The organism is Desulfoluna sp. (assembly GCF_030145185.1).
Lineage (GTDB): Bacteria > Desulfobacterota > Desulfobacteria > Desulfobacterales > Desulfolunaceae > Desulfoluna.
This window is the reverse complement of the sequence record NZ_JAQYWB010000027.1, coordinates 1-15,835: the sequence shown is the minus strand read 5'-3', so window position 1 is coordinate 15,835 and position 15,835 is coordinate 1. Positions and strand designations below refer to the sequence as shown.

At 56.7% G+C, this 15,835-nt stretch carries 11 protein-coding genes; 3 read left to right on the top strand and 8 right to left on the bottom strand.

The annotated features are described in order from the left end of the window. The 7 genes from Q1Q75_RS10485 to Q1Q75_RS10455 form a co-directional block, all read right to left on the bottom strand. Entirely contained in the window at positions 1-2,280 is a 2,280-nt protein-coding gene (locus Q1Q75_RS10485) for a glycoside hydrolase family 2 TIM barrel-domain containing protein (RefSeq protein WP_300670130.1), read from the bottom strand. Continuing rightward, on the bottom strand, positions 2,277-3,962 hold the full coding sequence (locus Q1Q75_RS10480) for a DUF4301 family protein (protein WP_300670129.1): 1,686 nt from the start codon (positions 3,960-3,962) through the stop codon (positions 2,277-2,279). The genes Q1Q75_RS10485 and Q1Q75_RS10480 overlap by 4 nt, the downstream gene beginning before the upstream one ends. An 18-nt stretch (positions 3,963-3,980) precedes the next feature. Continuing rightward, entirely contained in the window at positions 3,981-4,412 is a 432-nt protein-coding gene (locus Q1Q75_RS10475) for an ATP-binding protein (RefSeq protein WP_300670128.1), read from the bottom strand. A 21-nt stretch (positions 4,413-4,433) separates the two neighbouring features. Beyond that, positions 4,434-4,772, bottom strand: a complete 339-nt coding sequence (locus Q1Q75_RS10470; protein WP_300670127.1) for an STAS domain-containing protein — start codon at positions 4,770-4,772, stop codon at positions 4,434-4,436. A gap of 42 nt (positions 4,773-4,814) precedes the next feature. Continuing rightward, positions 4,815-7,364, bottom strand: a complete 2,550-nt coding sequence (locus Q1Q75_RS10465) for a glycogen/starch/alpha-glucan phosphorylase (protein WP_300670126.1) — start codon at positions 7,362-7,364, stop codon at positions 4,815-4,817. Positions 7,365-8,062: 698 nt separating this feature from the next. Continuing rightward, complete coding sequence (arsB, locus tag Q1Q75_RS10460) at positions 8,063-9,238, bottom strand: ACR3 family arsenite efflux transporter (RefSeq protein ID WP_366945195.1); 1,176 nt, start codon at positions 9,236-9,238, stop codon at positions 8,063-8,065. Positions 9,239-9,631: 393 nt separating this feature from the next. Beyond that, on the bottom strand, positions 9,632-10,075 hold the full coding sequence (locus tag Q1Q75_RS10455) for an arsenate reductase ArsC (RefSeq protein ID WP_300670122.1): 444 nt from the start codon (positions 10,073-10,075) through the stop codon (positions 9,632-9,634). Between the two features lie 491 nt (positions 10,076-10,566). On the opposite strand from Q1Q75_RS10455, the gene Q1Q75_RS10450 reads away from it, so the two are divergent. Continuing rightward, complete coding sequence (locus tag Q1Q75_RS10450) at positions 10,567-12,573, top strand: methyl-accepting chemotaxis protein (protein ID WP_300670120.1); 2,007 nt, start codon at positions 10,567-10,569, stop codon at positions 12,571-12,573. A 163-nt stretch (positions 12,574-12,736) separates the two neighbouring features. After that, complete coding sequence (locus Q1Q75_RS10445) at positions 12,737-13,582, top strand: DMT family transporter (protein WP_300670118.1); 846 nt, start codon at positions 12,737-12,739, stop codon at positions 13,580-13,582. A gap of 20 nt (positions 13,583-13,602) precedes the next feature. On the opposite strand, the gene Q1Q75_RS10440 is transcribed toward Q1Q75_RS10445, so the two are convergent. Beyond that, complete coding sequence (locus Q1Q75_RS10440) at positions 13,603-14,532, bottom strand: sigma-54 dependent transcriptional regulator (RefSeq protein WP_300670116.1); 930 nt, start codon at positions 14,530-14,532, stop codon at positions 13,603-13,605. A 481-nt stretch (positions 14,533-15,013) separates the two neighbouring features. Here Q1Q75_RS10440 and Q1Q75_RS10435 point away from each other — a divergent pair. After that, positions 15,014-15,835, top strand: an 822-nt coding sequence (locus Q1Q75_RS10435) for an MCP four helix bundle domain-containing protein (RefSeq protein ID WP_300670115.1), incomplete at its 3' end; no start/stop codon positions are given.

Here is a 15,835-nt window from a genome sequence, read left to right as displayed (position 1 = left end):
TCACTCTCCTTTTTGTACGCGGAAGTCGAGACGGTTCAGGGCGAGCACCTTTCCACCGGGGGCAAGGATGGCGGCGTCAATGCAATAGTCTCCTTCCGGGAGCCCCGAACGGGAGATGTCGGTGATTTCGCGGGCACTGCTGGCTTCAATGTCCAGGGGACGCCGGCTTTCAACCAGTCGGCTCTGCCCGTTGCGAAGGGCCACGATCAATGTGGCGCCCTGAATGTCTTTGGGCAGGTCGTTGATGATCCAGATATTGGCCGAGACGGTCTCTCCGGGGGGCCAGATGTCTTTTTTCATCTCAATGCCGGGCAGAAGGGGTTGATACGCTTTTTTGAGCGCGTCGTAGCCGGGTTTTGGGTTTCGGAGGTAATCGACGACCCCCCAGTTCATCGAGGGCCAGCCTTCCACAAACATAAACTGGAAGATTCCCGTGACCGGAGCAAAGCGTTGTCGCCGGTAGGATTCTACGGCCAGTTGGATCAGCTTTGCCTGATAGGTCTGGGTGTTGTGGATCAAGGTATTTAACGTCTCCCCCTGGGCCACACCAGCGATCTCAAAGGTCTCTTTTTTTTGAAAGTTATGGTACCGCCAGCGTTCCCAGGCGTCCGCTGTCTTGGGCCAGAGGGCGTCCGGGGGCAGGAAGTGCTCCAGCGTGTCTCGTACCGGCAGGGCCTGGGCACCGAATTCAGAGATGACCGGCAGGGTCGTGGGGGTGGCATAGTCGTGCCAATGGCCTGAATACCATCCCAGCCAGGGGTGCTCGCCGGTGGCGGAGTGTTTCTGGACGTGGCGGAAGGGGTCGGCCTCTTTCAAGGTCTGCAGGAGGGCCTCATCTAAGCTGCGATTCTGGTCTGGGGTGTAATCGGGGTATTTCCATTTCATCCAGTGGGCGTCCCAGGGGGGCTCGTTGTGGCCGCACCAGGTGATGATGCTCGGATGATTATAAAGAGAAGAGACCATCTCCCGTGCCTGCTTGATCGCTTCGCGTTTAAACTCAGGGGCATCGGTATAGCCCCACTGCAGGGGAAAGTCCTGCCAGACCAGCAGGCCCATCTCATCACAGAGGTGGTAGAAGGCTTTGGGTTCCACGTGGGCATGCACGCGGATGGCATTGATGTGAGCCTTTTTCATCAGCGACAGGTCGAAGCTGAGACGCTGACGGTCCATCTCTGAGAGCCATTGGGAGGCGATGTAGTTGGTCCCGCGAAGAAATATTTTTTTGCCATTGATGCGCCATATTTTGGTGACAGGATCCTGGGTGATCTCCCGGAATCCGAAGATCTCCGAGCGTTGGTCCAGGAGGGTTTTTCCCTTTCTAACCGTGACGGTCAGACGGTAGAGGGCCGGGGGGCCCAGCTCCCAGGGCCACCAGAGATGGGCATTGGGGACCTCAAGGGGGAGTGTGGTCTCGGTGGCCGAGTGCCCGGTCATCGTGAACTGGATTGTTTTTTCGGCTGTTTGTCCCGGACCGTGTGGGGCATTGACGGGGGCGAGGCGGGCCTCGATGCGGATCTCTTTTTTAGAGGCATCGCCAGGTGACACCTGAACGGCGACCTGGGCCGTGGCCCCGTTTTTTGTGAGTCGGGGGGTGACGGCAAGTCGGGTGATGGCCAATTCCCGGGTGAAACGCAGAGAGACCGGGGCCCAGATACCTCCGCTGTTTTTTTCCTGGCCCCGGGGAGACCAGGCTCCGCCGGGGCGGGTGTCGTGGTGATTCAGGACCCCTTTGATGAGGCGTTTGCGCAGACTCCAGGCCTTGCCGTACTCCTCATGGGGGCTGTTGACTCGGACGGCGATGAGGTTTGAGCCCTCTTTCAGGTGCTTTGTGACCGGAAAGGCAAAGGGGGCGAAGTACCCCTCATGGTGCCCCACCCAGTGTCCGTTGACCCAGACATCGCAGGCGTAGTCCACCCCCTCAAAGTGAAGGCGTGCCAGGGTTCCGTCAGGGGGGCCAAGGGCAACGGTTTTTCGGAACCAGACCACTCCGGACTGGTCCAGGCCGCGGAGGTACCAGTTGGCCGGGAGGGTCATCTGAGGCCAGTCGGCGTCGCTTACCTCCGGGGAATACAAGTTTTCAGGTGCCAGTGTCCCGCTTTGATATCGCCAATTTCCGGCAAGGGACCATTCATCCGGTCCTTCGGCCTTCGGGGTAAAAAGGGGGAACGTGGGATGCGTGGCGCAGCCCAGCAGCCCCAGGAGGGCTCCCAGGAGGATCAGGAATCTGAGCCAGGGGCGACGGTGGGGCAATCCGTCCGTCTGCCTGTGTTCTGTTTTCATGGGGGGGCCTCCCCGAGGCGCATGTTTTCCCCTGGCAGGGGAAAGGGGCCGAGACCCTGTGTGGGTGAGGGGGAGGCCTCCCAGGAACGTGGGGGTGTTTCTGACTCGGCATCGGAGAGATGCTCGGCTCTCAGCAGATCGGTGATGGTCTTCACCGGGGTGAAGGTCTCCGGCGGGACCTCCACGAACAAGGTGTTCCAGTCCGACATGCCTCCGTTCCAGAGGCCCGGAAGCTCTAAGGCCTTTAGGGCTCTGCCTGCCTTGGATTTGCCGGTGATAAAGACCGCTTTGGGATCCACAAATTGCATCAGGTCAAAGGGGTTTCCCTCAAAATCACGGAGTCCCAACACCAGATCCACCGGGTTGAAGTGGTTGGCCGCATTCATTTGCCGTTGTTGGTGGGCAGACGTCGGATCCACCGCGGAACTCTCGACGATCTGAAGGGAGAGCCCGTGCCCAGGCGTGGTGACCCAGAAGGGGCCGCCTCCGACTTCGCCTTGATTGCGGACCATGCCACAGACCCGCAAAGGGCGGTTCAGGCGGCCCATGATCCACTCCCGTCGGCGCTGTTGAGAGGCCTCTCGGATATCGGGCGGGGGGATGATATGGAGCTGATTTTCACCGAACCCGATGGCTTCATCGATTTCGGCGGAGGAGGCCTTGGGGGCGGAGAGGAGGCGTAGGCGCTTGAAGGTCTCGGATTGAAGGGAGATCAGAAGGCCGGCCAGGGCCTTTTTGTATCGGGTGGCGAAGGGTTTGAGGCGGTCGGGGACGACGTTGTCGATGTTTTTGACGAAGACGATGTCCCCTTTCAGGCGGTTCAGGTTTTCTATGAGGGCACCGTGGCCTCCGGGACGAAAGAGAAGGCCGCCATCGTCGTTGCGGAAGGGGCGACCTTCAAGGTCAATGGCCAGGGTGTCGGTGTTGCTTTTCTGGGTGGAGAAGTGAAGCTCGAAATGTGTGTTAAGGGCCGCCTCATATCCCCTCCGGACATGGTTGAACAGGGCCTCGAATCGGGCCAGGTGTTCGGAGGCAACCGTGAAATGAAGTCGGCAGATACCGCCGTTGCCGCAGGCATACTGTGCCGCCTCGATCAGATGCTCCTCAAAGGCGGTGCGGGGGCCTTCAGGGTAGCGGTGGAAGAGCACCAGTCCTTTGGGGAGGCGGGCATAATCGAGCCCCACGGGATGAAGCAGGTACCGCAGGATTCGAAGGTAGTGCTCCCGGTTCTGGAGGCGGGTGATCGGGATCTCTTCATGACCCGAACAGGCGGTGAGCGCCTCATAAAAGGCGAATCGATTCAGGTTGTTTATCACCGTGAGGAGGGAACGGTGGGCCGTCCCCCCTTCGGCTGCTTTTTTTTTGATCCAATCCGGTTCCACAAAGGCATCGGTGTGCTCAATCTGAATGAGGTCCCTGAACATGCGGGTGGCGGCACCGGAGGCTGGAACGAATTTGGTGATTTCACGCCGGGGCGCTTCCCTGTCATATCCCTTGAGGCAGGTTTGCATCCGGTCGGGGGCAAGGCGGATGATCCCGTCGTTTAAGGTGCAGGGGCGGTCCACCTCAATATAGGGAACCCCTTGCCGCAGAATCTCGAGTTGTTGGATGGCCTGGGCTTCGGTGATCCCCTTCTCGGAGAGTTTTTTTTGGTCATTGTCTGTCAGGGCATATGTATTCATGGCTTTTTCACGTGGGGGTCAGGGTTTATTTGTGAAGATTTTAGTCATTTTAAGGATGTTTTGGCCGTTGCCTGAGGTGTAGTCCACCTGGTCCATGACCTGCTGGATGATAAAAAGCCCCATGCCTCCCTCCGGGAGGTTTTCCAGGTCATCGGGGTCGAAGTCCAGAGAGGGGGTATGAGAGGCCATCATACGGATGCCGATGTCACAGACCTCAAAGGTAATGCGGTCGATGCCGAGGTTGAGCTTGACCTCCACAGGGTTGCCGCTGCTGTTTTTGTAAGCGTGTTCGATGGTGTTGTTGATGGCCTCCACCACGCAGGCTTCAATCTGATAGACTTCCACATCCGAGAGGGGAATCTGGGAGCAGATTTTGTTGATAGACAGACCGATGAGAGCCACATCCCTGAGGTTGCTGTCGATGGAAAAGGTAATTTTTTTTGATTCCATGGTGGGCTCCTGTGGGATGCGTCAGGTGGACATGGCCTGGATCGCTTCACGTTCGGTCTCGTAAATTCGGAAGACACGGTCCATCCGGGTGAGCTTGAACATGCTCAGCACCGTTTCATCCGCCTCCGCGATGACCAGTTCACCTTCACGGCCCACGTGTTTCAGGCAGGAGACAATGGCTCCCAGGCCGCTGCTGTCGATGAAGTTGATGCCCCCGACATTGAACACGATGTGTTTGTTGCCGTCGTCGATGTGGCGGGCAATTTCGGCTCGGAAGTCCACGGCAACCTTGGCGTCCATTCTGCTCTCCAGTGAACGGATAATGAAGACCCCGCCCTCTTTTTTAGTTTCTAACCGCATGATGTCTCTCCCTGTGGTGTGAACGGTGGGTGCCCGCAAGGTTTACAGGCAAGGGGCTGCATGCCAGATCTCTTCCGCATACTCTCTGATCGTGCGGTCACTGGAGAATTTCCCCATATGGGCCACATTTAAAATGGCTTTTTCTGTCCAGCGAACCGGGTCGGCGTAACAGGCCTCGGCCTTTTCCTGAGCGGCGATGTAGCCTCTGAGGTCTGCCAGATGCAGATAGGGGTCGTATTCGCTGAGAAGGGTCTCGCAGACGGGGATAAACCGTGAGGGATCGTCCGGGCTGAAGCGACCGGAGCCGATGGCGTCGAGGAGACGGCGTATGGTGGGCGTGTTCTCCGCGATCTCCCAGGGCCTATAGGTGCGTGAGACGTTTATTTCGTGGACCTCTTCTGCCGTGAGGCCGAAGATGAAGATATTCTCCTGGCCCACCTCCTCCATGATTTCGATGTTGGCCCCGTCGAGGGTACCGATGGTCAGGGCGCCGTTCAGCGCAAACTTCATGTTGCCGGTCCCGGAGGCCTCTTTGCCCGCGGTGGAAATCTGAACGCTCAGGTCGGCGGCCGGAATGATTTTTTCAGCCAGAGAGACGCGGTAGTCCGGGATAAAGACGACTTTTATGTGATTGCCCACCCGGGGGTCGTTGTTGATGGTGTCTCCCACGCTGTTGATGAGTTTAATGATGCGTTTGGCGGCATCGTATCCGGGGGCGGCTTTGCCGGCAAAGATATAGGTACGCGGGATTTTGGGGGGGATGCCATCCTCCACCAGGGCGAGGTACTGGTGAATGATATGAAGCAGGCAAAGCAGCTGGCGTTTGTACTCATGGATACGCTTGGCATGAATGGTAAACAGGGAGTCCGGAGAGACGACGATGCGTGTCGTGTCCCAGATGATTTTGCTCAGGCGTTTCTTATTGGCCTGTTTGATGGCTTTGAATGTTTTTTGAAAGTCGGGGTTTCGGCTCAAGGGCACCAGGTCGGTGAGGTTCGTGATGTCGGTGACCCAGGGGCGCTTTAATTGGCTGTCGATGAGCTTTGCCAGGCCTGGGTTGGCCTTGAGCAGCCAGCGACGGGGCGTGACACCATTGGTTTTGTTGGAAAATCGATCCGGATAGAGAGCAAAAAAGTCGGGCAGGAGGTCTTTTTTGACAAGTTCAGAGTGCAGAGCCGCCACCCCGTTGACTGAGTGGCTGCCTACAATGGCCAGATGCGCCATGCGAACCTGCTTGGGGTGGCCCTCTTCGATGATGCTCATGGTCGCGGGCCGCTGTGTGTCGCCTGGCCATCGAGACTGAACGTCGGCAAGGAATCGGTGGTTGATTTCAAAGATGATCTGCATATGGCGGGGGAGGACGTGCTCCATGAGGGAGACGGGCCATTTTTCTAAGGCTTCAGGCAGGAGCGTGTGGTTGGTGTAGGCAAAGGTGGCGCAGGTGGTTTGCCAGGCCTGGTCCCATTCGAGGGCATGTTCATCCACCAGCAGGCGCATGAGCTCCGCCACGGCAAGGGCCGGGTGGGTGTCGTTGAGTTGAATGGCGACCTGGTCTGCAAAGGCGTCAAAATTTGTGTGGCTGCGTTTGTAGCGTGCCACGATATCGCGGATGGCACAGGCGACGAAAAAGTATTCCTGAATCAGCCGGAGCTCCCGGCCGGATTCCATGGCATCCGAGGGATAGAGCACTTTGGACACGGTCTCGGAGGTCATCTTCTGCTCCACCGCTTTCAGGTAATCACCGGTATTGAAGATGTCCATATCGAAATCGTCGGAGGATCGGGCCGCATAGAGACGCAGGGTGTTCACCGTTTTGCCTCCATACCCGGCGATGGGCATGTCGTGGGGGACTCCGATGAGGGTTTTCCAGTCCATCCACATCGGATTGTAGTGGCCGTCCCGGTCCTCGGCGTGCTGGATGTGACCGTATACGGGGATGATGCAGGCGGCCTCGGGGTGATGGATAAGCCAGGGGGTGCCGTCCACCAGCCAATTGTCGGGCTTCTCTTTCTGGTAGCCGTTGTCTATCTCTTGTTTGAAGAGGCCGAATTCGTAGTTGATGCCGTATCCATAGCCAGGCAGGCCCAGGGTGGCCATGGAGTCCAGGAAACAGGCGGCCAGACGGCCCAGTCCGCCATTTCCCAATGCGGCATCGTGCTCCTGCTCGCGGAGCTCCTCGAGGTCGGCTCCCATGTCCGTCAGGGTCTCGGAAAAGGCGTCAAACAACCCTAAGTTGTGCAGGTTGTTTCCCAGGGAACGCCCCATAAGAAATTCCAGAGAGAGGTAGTAAACACGCTTGGCCTTTCGCTGGGTGTATCGGTCTTCCGTTTCCATCATTTTATCAATGAGGTGGTTGCGCACCGCAAGGGCTGTGGCCTGATAGAGGCTTTGCGGCAGGGCCTTTTTAGGCGAGGCGCCCAGAGAGTATTTCAGGTGGCGGATAATGGCTCCGGCGTGTCGTGTTGGGGGGGGGCTTTGTGGCATGACAGCTTTCGTGTTCATCCAGACCTCCGCAAGGGTGATAGAGATAAAATCGTAACGCGAATGAAGGCGGCCCTTGGAAAAATCGGGATACCCACGGTGTGTATACATGGTGACGTCTATCTGATCTGAAGCAAGGCTTCAGATATGGGTGGAAAATGGTAAGGCGCGGCGAGGGGTGAGGCTCCGGTGGACATGGATGCCGATTTTGGGATGTTCTGGGGTAGAAAAAATGAATTTGTGTATAGGCTGTTCTTGTGGGGTAACTATCTATAATCATTATTATATGGCATGGAATGGGTGCGTTTGTCAAGGGGGAACTATCGGGGAAGGCCTCTTAAAAAGGGCGAGGGGGCGGCGGTGTCCTGCGGTTAAAGCCTATGGGCCTATCTTCTGAACCGAGGGACTTTCGGCAGAATTTCGTGGCCCATCGGGGATGCGTGCTTTTATATAGTGAACCGCATTTCCATGAGTGATGTGTGTTTTGCTCGTGTATTGATATAAAGTTCCATTTTATATGAATTTTTTTTTATAATAGTAGTAAATAAGTGACCCGTTAATCCGGAGTAACCCTTGGGGGATGCAGTAAAGTCATTCGTGCCTGAACGGTGATGCCCTGGGGGGGCGGAGAGATTAACGCCCTGGCCGGCCACGGGTTTCTCCAAAAGCAATGCCGCGGTCAACGGGTGATCCGAAGGGCTGGTCGGGCTTGCCTCCGATCTGAGTGAGGTGGTGGGGCGCTTTAAAATTTGACGGCGTCCTTTTGATGACGGGAATGCGGATGCTATCTGCCGGATCGTTGCCTTTCTTCATCCGTTAAACCAGTGCGTGGTCCGGGTGCAGACCTTGACCAGCAGGAGCATCAGGGGGACTTCAATGAGGACGCCCACCACGGTGGCCAGGGCCGCGCCGGAGGAGAGGCCGAAGAGCATGGTGGATGTAGCGATGGCCACCTCAAAGTGGTTGGAGGCACCGATCATGGCCACGGGGGCGGCGTCTCGGTACGGGAGTCCCAGTACCCGGGAGGCCCCATAGCCGAGAACAAAAATGAATATCGTCTGGAGGAAGAGGGGCACCGCGATCCAGAGGATGGTCAGGGGGCTTGCGAGGATGACCTCTCCCTTGAAACTGAAGAGAAGCACCAGGGTGGTGAGCAGGGCCGTGATGGTGACCGGGGTCAGGAGGTGGAGGAATTGCTCTTCAAACCAGCGCTGGCCTTTGGCTTTGATGATCCATCTCCGGGAGAGGTAACCCGCCACCAGGGGAAGGGCCACGTACACGGCGATGGAGAGCAGCAGGGCTTCCCAGGGGACGGGCAGGCGTCCCACGCCGAGAAGAAATCCCCCGAGCACCCCGTAGAGGAGAAGCATGGTCAGGGAGTTGATGGCCACCATGACCAGGGTGAGGCCGTCGTTGCCCCGGGCCAGGTATCCCCACACCAGCACCATGGCCGTGCAGGGGGCGATGCCCAGGAGAATGCAGCCTGCCAGATAACTCCGCCACAGAGGCACCTCCAGCATTTTGATTCCATCCGCCAGCACCACGGTCCCTGCGCCGTGGGTGGCCCCCACGGGCAGGTTGAGGCCAAAGGGCATTTTGACCAGGTCCATGGCCTCGGGGCCGATGAATCCTTTGAAGAGAACCCCCAGAAAAAGCAGGGCGATGCCATACATGGTGAAGGGCTTGATGAGCCAGTTCAGCACCAGGGTGAGGGTGACTGGTTTGCCGCTCTTGCCCGCTTTCACGACTTCGGTGAAGTCGATCTTGACCATGATGGGATACATCATGAAAAAGAGACAGACGGCGATGGGAATGGAGACCACCGGGGCACCGTTCACCTTGATGCTGATTCCGTCCAGGGTTCTGGCCAGATTCGGGGCGATTTTACCAAGCAGGATCCCGCCTGCGATACAGAGCCCCACCCAGAGGGAGAGGTACCGCTCAAACGGATTTTTTATCCTTCGATCGCCACTTTCAGATGTCATCTCGTTCATCTCTTCATCCTTGATTTTTTAGAGAGCCATAAATAGCTTTCAAGGTGTTTTTGCCTAACCCGGCTCGCCCGAAGGGTGAGAAAATCAGACAGAATACCGTGGATTACATTTTGCATTTTTGAAACGACTAAAAATATGACTGCGAAGAACTGTCATTACGGATTATTCCTTGGCCCTGATTGTTTTCTCATGAAATATCCGGGCTAAGTGGCTCCGCCACCCTGGCTGCCGTCGGCAGCCAAGTTAAAGATGCTGGCGCCGGTCCTACGGGAGCCAAACGTTTGCCTGATCTAAAAGAATGGGTTTTATAAACCGGTTTATATCTACAATCGGTGTCGCGGCATCTCCGGCCACTGGCGATGCCGGAGGCTCGTTTTTTGAGCACTATGTTTGCGGGTCGGCCAGGGCTTCGGGCAGGGTCTCCACAAAGGCGCGGATCTCATCGCGCACTTTTCGGTAGCAGTTTAGTTTTTCCTCCGTTCCGGTGACCGCAAGGGCCATGTGGGGCGGATCGTCAAACCCCACGTGAATCACTTTTGCCCCCGTGGGAAACAGCGGGCAGGTTTCGTGGGCGTGCCCGCAGACCGTGACCACGATATCTAAGTCCTTGTGGAAAAATGCGGAAATGTTCTGGGAGGTGTGGTCGGAGATATCCACGCCGGCTTCGGCCATGACGGTCACGGCGTGGGGGTTCAATCCGTGGGTTTCGATACCGGCGGAGTAAGCGTTGATGATGTCGCCTTTCAGGTGGCGGGTCCAGCCTTCCGCCATCTGGCTTCGGCAGGAGTTGCCGGTGCAGAGAAAAAGAAGGTTCAGTTTATCGGACATTGCGGGGTTCTCCTGTGGTGCAGGTGAGAGTTGCGTTTGATTTTTTCAGTCTTTGTGCAAGGGCCATTTCGACCCGGCAGCGTTTTGTCTGCGGGTCCGTGTGTAAGGCCGGGGTTCTCCCGGTAAGACTGCCTTTGTTCCTGTACAGGGTGTCTGTGCGGGGCTTGTGAGCGGCCTCCCCGTCGGGCTGCATCGAAGAAATAAAAGGGGCATGAACCATCTGCCTATTGTACCGTAATGCTGCTTTTATCGGCAACTTTTTTTCTTTGCGTTGCACCGGTACGGGTCGGCAGAGGTGCTGTATATGGATAATTCAACTCCTTGGTTTGAGAAATATAGTAAAGAAAATTTAATTCTGAGCGAAAACAAGAGATGTAATGAAAGCGTGATTTTCTATCAGGAGGACGAGTTAATTGTGAGCGCGGTCACAACGGCGTGGCAGCCAAAATAGGGCCCATTTTTGAGGTTGCCCAAGAAGAAAGGTTATAAATATGAAGTTTTCTATCAAACAGAGATTGGTGATTGCCTTTACCTGTGTTGCCGTTGTTCCCATCGCGATTATTATGGGGGTCGTGGCCTTTGAGCTGAAAAAGATCTCCCTCAGCAATTTTTTGAACGCCACGACCAGCGAACTTGCCCAAGTGGATAATGCCATGAACCTCTTCATGGACGGCATGATCAGTCATGTGAATCAGCTTGCTTCTGACCCGTTGTTGAAAGGGGTGGAAGACAAGGTGACCTCTTATGTGCAGACAACGGAAAAGACGCTGTCGACTCCCTTGAAAGACGGGGGCGTGAACGCCGAGCTTTATCGCCTCTTTAAACGGGTGCATGACTCCAGTGCCTCCTATTGTGAGGTGTACATGGGCACGGAAGCGGGGGGCTGGCTGACCTCCATGCCGAGTAAGAAATCGGCGGGATATGACCCACGTACCCGGTCCTGGTACCGTCAGGCCACGTCTGCCGGAAAGCTGGCGATCACCCCGGCCTATTTTTCGAGTGGAACAGGGCTGACGGTTGTCGGTCTGGTGGCTCCGGTGATGGCGGCACCCGGCACCCAGGCTGGGGTCGTGGGGGTTGATGTTTCCCTGGCACGCCTTACGGACATGGTTCAGGGCATTAAAATCGGCAAGCGCGGGTATGCCGTTCTGGTTCAGGGGGATGGGACGATTCTGGCCAACCCCCATGACCCGAAGATGAACTTTAAGAAGATGGCCGCCCTGGATGACCCGGCGTTTGCCGCCCTGGACAAAATCACTTCAGGGTATGTGGCGGTCAAGATGGCGGGCACTGACTGCTTTGCCGATGTCTACACCTCCCCCACCCTGGGCTGGAAACTCATCGGCGTGATTGAGAAAGAGGAGGTCATGACGACCACCCATCGGGTGACCCTGATGATCCTTTTCATCGGTGGCGTGCTCTTTTTTCTGACTGTGGGCGCCGCCCTTTGGATTGCCCGTGCCGTCACACAGCCGATTATCCATACCTCCGAGATGCTCAGGGACATCGCTGAAGGGGAAGGCGATCTCACGCGGCGTCTTGAGATCAAGACAGGAGACGAGTTGGGAATCCTTGCCACCTGGTTTAACGCCTTTATCGAGAAGATTCACGGAGTGATTCAGACCCTTTCAGAAAACGCCGAAGCGGTGAAGGATTCGGGTGTCGAGCTCTCAAGGCTTGCGGTGACGATGTCGGACGGTGCCGCCGAGATGAACGGTCGGGCGGGCAATGTGGCCGCATCGGCAGAGGAGATGAACGCCGTGATGACAAGCGTGGCGGCCTCCACAGAACAGGCCTCGACCAACGTGAATAGGGTGGCCGCCGCCACCGAGGAGATGCGCGCCACCATCTCTGAAATTGCCGGTAACTCTGAGAAGGCCCGTGGCGTTACCATGGAGATGGTGAATCAGGCCCGCGAGGTGCGCGTCGTCATGGATGCCTTAGGGGCCGCAGCGGGTGAAATCGGCAAGGTCACTGAAGCCATCACCGAGATCTCGGAGCAGACCAACCTCCTTGCTTTGAATGCGACCATTGAGGCGGCCCGGGCCGGTGAAGCAGGTAAGGGGTTTGCCGTGGTGGCCGGAGAGATCAAGGCCCTGGCCGGTCAGACCGCCGACGCCACCGGAGAGATTCGAAAACGTATCGACGGCGTCCAGTCCTCCTCCTCCCTGTCTGTGGAAGGCATCGGCCGAATGTCCACCGTCATCGATGAGGTGAACGAACTCGTGGGAGCCATCGCGGCGGCCGTGGAAGAGCAGTCCGCGTCCACCTCCGAAATAGCTGAAAACCTTGCCCAGGCCTCCAGCGGCCTTGCGGACGTTAATAACCAGGTGGTTCAATGTTCCGGGGTCTCAGGAGAGATCGCAGAAGAGATGGCGGACGTCAATCAGTCCGCGACCCGTTTCTCCGAGGGCAGCACCACGGTCCATCATCGATCCGAAGAGCTTTCCGGCCTTGCCGTTGGCCTGAACGAGGTGGTTGGCCAGTTTAAAATCTGATCGGTACCGATTCAGCCTTGCCTTCGGTGCCAGGACTTCAGCCTGGGCACCGGAGGCTATATTTTTTCATTTTTTGTCTCGTTAGTTTACCGGGCGTCTTTGGGTTGGAAGGATAGCCGGGTCTGTTCTTTTATCGTCAACTCTGCAGTATTGGAAAACCGGTATGTCCCTTCCTGTCATGATGGTCGTTCTTCTCGCCGCCCTGCTTCACGCCACCTGGAATTTCCTGGTAAAAAACACCGAGGACAAATACCTCAGCATGAGCGCCGTGGTCCTCGGGCACACGCCCTTTGCCCTCATAGCCCTTTTCGTTTCACCCCTTCCCCGGTTTGAGGCCTGGCCCTATCTGGTGGTGGGTGCCATGCTCCACGTGGGGTACCAGCTTTTTTTGCTGGCCTCTTATCGCATCGGCGACCTGAGTCAGGTCTATCCCCTGGCACGTGGGGTGGCCCCCATGATCGTGGCCGGGGTGTCGGTGCTGTTTCTGGGGGTGGATCTCTCCAGGCTCGAGATGGCAGCCGTTCTGATTATCGGCAGCGGGATAATGAGCCTGGCTCTGGTCAGGCGCCGTGACGGGCTGCGTAACGGTCAGGCGGCATTTCTCTCCATTGTCACGGGGTGTTTTATTGCCTCTTATTCCCTGGTGGACGGCCTGGGAGCCCGGGAGGCAGGAACCTCCCTCGGGTTTTACGGTTGCCTCTCCGTTCTGAACGCCATTGGTTTTGCTGCTGTGATGCGCGTTCTCCGGCCCGGAACGCTGAGGCGGGTGGTGTGCCGGGAGTGGCGCTTTGCCCTGAAAGGGGGCGGGGCCTCATTTTCAGCTTACGCCATGGTGACCTGGGCCTTTACCCTGGCCCCCATCGCCATGGTGGCGGCGGTACGAGAGACCAGTATCATCTTTGCCCTGGTGTTAGGGGTTGTGGTCTTGAAAGAACGGCTGGACCTTATGAAAGTGGTCTCCACCCTGTTGACCTTGCTCGGGGTCGGGATCCTGCGTGTGGGGCGATAGGGTGGGGGCGGTGTGTGTCTTCACGCGATGCCGCAGGCCTTCATTTTTCTGAACAGGGTCTTTCGAGATATCCCAAGCTCTTGGGCCGTCATCGCTTTGTGCCAGCGGTTGTTCTCCAGGGCTTCCAGGAGGATCTTTTTTTCGTAGCGCAGCAGGGCGTCCTGAAGGGTGGGCCGCGCCTCTTCTCTTTCGCCCGGGGGTTGTGTCACCTTCTCTGCGCTTTGGGGCTCTATGGTCAGGAAATCGAGGCTCTTTAGCGATTGATAGCGGCGCAGGGCATTTTGGAGCTCTCGGATATTTCCTGGCCAGGGGTGATGTTTAATCCGGTCCACCTCTTGTGGGGTCAGTACAGAGATCCCTTTTCCTTCGTTGAAGGTCTTTAAAAAGTGATCCGCGATGAGGAGAACATCATCTTCCCGGTTTCTCAAGGGGGGCAGGGTGATAGGGATGACGTGGATTCGGTAATAAAAGTCGCTGCGCATCCGGCCTTCGTTCATCATTTTTTTTAAATTCTTGTTGGAGGCGGCGATGATTCGGAGGTCTGGTTTTTTCAATTCGGTGCCCCCAAGGGGGGTGTAGCCTCCGCCGTCGATGGCGCGCAGCAGCTTGACCTGCAGGGGCAGGCCGATATCCCCGATTTCATCCAGGAAGAGAGTGCCGCCGTCGGCCAAGTCTAAAAATCCCTTCTTGTCCCGGGCCGCTCCGGTAAAGGCGTTCTTTTTGTATCCGAAGAATTCGCTTTCGATGAGGGTCTCAGGGATGGCGCTGCAGTTGACGGGGACAAAGAGTCCGCCTTGCCTTTTGCTGCCTCGGTGAATGGCCTCGGCCACCCGTTCTTTTCCGGTGCCGGACTCCCCTGAAATGATCACACAATCATCGCAGAGGGCCGATCTCTCAATCAGGTCATAGACGTCCTGCATGGCCGGGCTGTTGCCGATGAGGTCGCCCACCTGGGACCGGGTTCGATTGATGGACTTCAGGCGTAGAGGCAGTCTCGGTTTCTGTTTTTCAAAGGGCGCACCGTGAGGTGGGCTGAGTCAGGGACCCAAATGGGTGGTATCGGACCACAGGATCTCCCCCCATCACACCGGTGCCCCTGAAGGATTTGTTTTGATGGAAACAATGGGGAATCTGAGCGCAAGCCGTTTTCAAGGTGGCATACCTTGCCGACGGAGGCTTTTTTGGGGTCTGAATAGTTACCTTTTATCTTTATTTTTTTTGTATAGATTGGCCTGGTGTGGCGAGAGGTAAAAAAACAAGTAAAGAAGATGCTTATTTAGGCCGAAAATAGTGTGGTTAGAGCTTTGCCTTAATTTTTGGTGGGGCGAGTTTTTTTACATGGCTTTATATTCATAGCAAATGAAGCGAATGACTGTTCAATTCAGAGGGCAGGCATGGGGGGTTGCATGAAAGAAATACAAGAGGAACTGTATGTTGAAAATCAGTGATATACCATTGAAGCAAAAGTTGGTCGGAAGTTTTCTGCTGGTCTCATTGGCCACAGTGGTCATCGGTTTTTTTGGACGCTATGCCGCATCGACCCTCGGAGATTCTCTTCAGAAGGCGACCGGAGAGAGCCTTCCAGCCATTGAAACTATGGCGGACATGCGAGACCTGGCGGGGCAGTTTGTTCTGGCACAACAGGGGCTGCTCAACGCGTATCTGAGTCAGGAAATCCTGCAGGACGAGTATGCCAAGCTCGATGTCGTTCGCTCCGAGTACGCCAAACGCATGAAGGCTTTTCAGGCGTTTCCCCGGTCCACGGCGGTGGATACGGCCTGGCAGGCGTACACCCGAGCCTTTGGCGATTGGCTCGGCGAAAACGATATATTTTTTGCGAAGCTTAAAGAGCTGGAGGCCACGGGGATTCTGAACCCTCTTCAGCTGCATGCCGACACCTTGAAGGCCAAGGGGGCCTTTGACGCGGCCATTACCCGTATGGGGGGGCGGATCTATTCATTGGAAGAGGCGGATGGCACCGACTGGGGCGTGATCGCTGTCTCCCTCTCCTCCTGGGGGACGCTCTACCCCCTCACCAACCCGGTGATTGAGGAAGAGCTGATGAGTATCGAGATGGAGGCTTCGTCTCTGGAACGATATCTTAAACAGATGGATTCGCTCATCGAACGAGGTTTTCGGTCCCAGGCTGGCGGGGTTTACCAGCAGGAGATGCTGCCCGTTCAGGCCAGTATATCCGAGGCTTTTTCACGAATCGGCGTGGAGGTGGATAAAGCGGTTGATATCAACCGTGAG

What these genes read in the sequence shown, in the direction of transcription:
- Q1Q75_RS10445 (WP_300670118.1), top strand. Translation starts at nt 12,737, where the DNA reads ATGTCCCTTCCTGTCATGATGGTCGTTCTTCTCGCCGCCCTGCTTCAC.
- Q1Q75_RS10470 (WP_300670127.1), bottom strand. Translation starts at nt 4,772, where the DNA reads ATGCGGTTAGAAACTAAAAAAGAGGGCGGGGTCTTCATTATCCGTTCA.
- Q1Q75_RS10475 (WP_300670128.1), bottom strand. Translation starts at nt 4,412, where the DNA reads ATGGAATCAAAAAAAATTACCTTTTCCATCGACAGCAACCTCAGGGAT.
- Q1Q75_RS10485 (WP_300670130.1), bottom strand. Translation starts at nt 2,280, where the DNA reads ATGAAAACAGAACACAGGCAGACGGACGGATTGCCCCACCGTCGCCCC.
- Q1Q75_RS10465 (WP_300670126.1), bottom strand. Translation starts at nt 7,364, where the DNA reads ATGTATACACACCGTGGGTATCCCGATTTTTCCAAGGGCCGCCTTCAT.
- Q1Q75_RS10455 (WP_300670122.1), bottom strand. Translation starts at nt 10,075, where the DNA reads ATGTCCGATAAACTGAACCTTCTTTTTCTCTGCACCGGCAACTCCTGC.
- arsB (WP_366945195.1), bottom strand. Translation starts at nt 9,238, where the DNA reads ATGACATCTGAAAGTGGCGATCGAAGGATAAAAAATCCGTTTGAGCGG.
- Q1Q75_RS10450 (WP_300670120.1), top strand. Translation starts at nt 10,567, where the DNA reads ATGAAGTTTTCTATCAAACAGAGATTGGTGATTGCCTTTACCTGTGTT.
- Q1Q75_RS10480 (WP_300670129.1), bottom strand. Translation starts at nt 3,962, where the DNA reads ATGAATACATATGCCCTGACAGACAATGACCAAAAAAAACTCTCCGAG.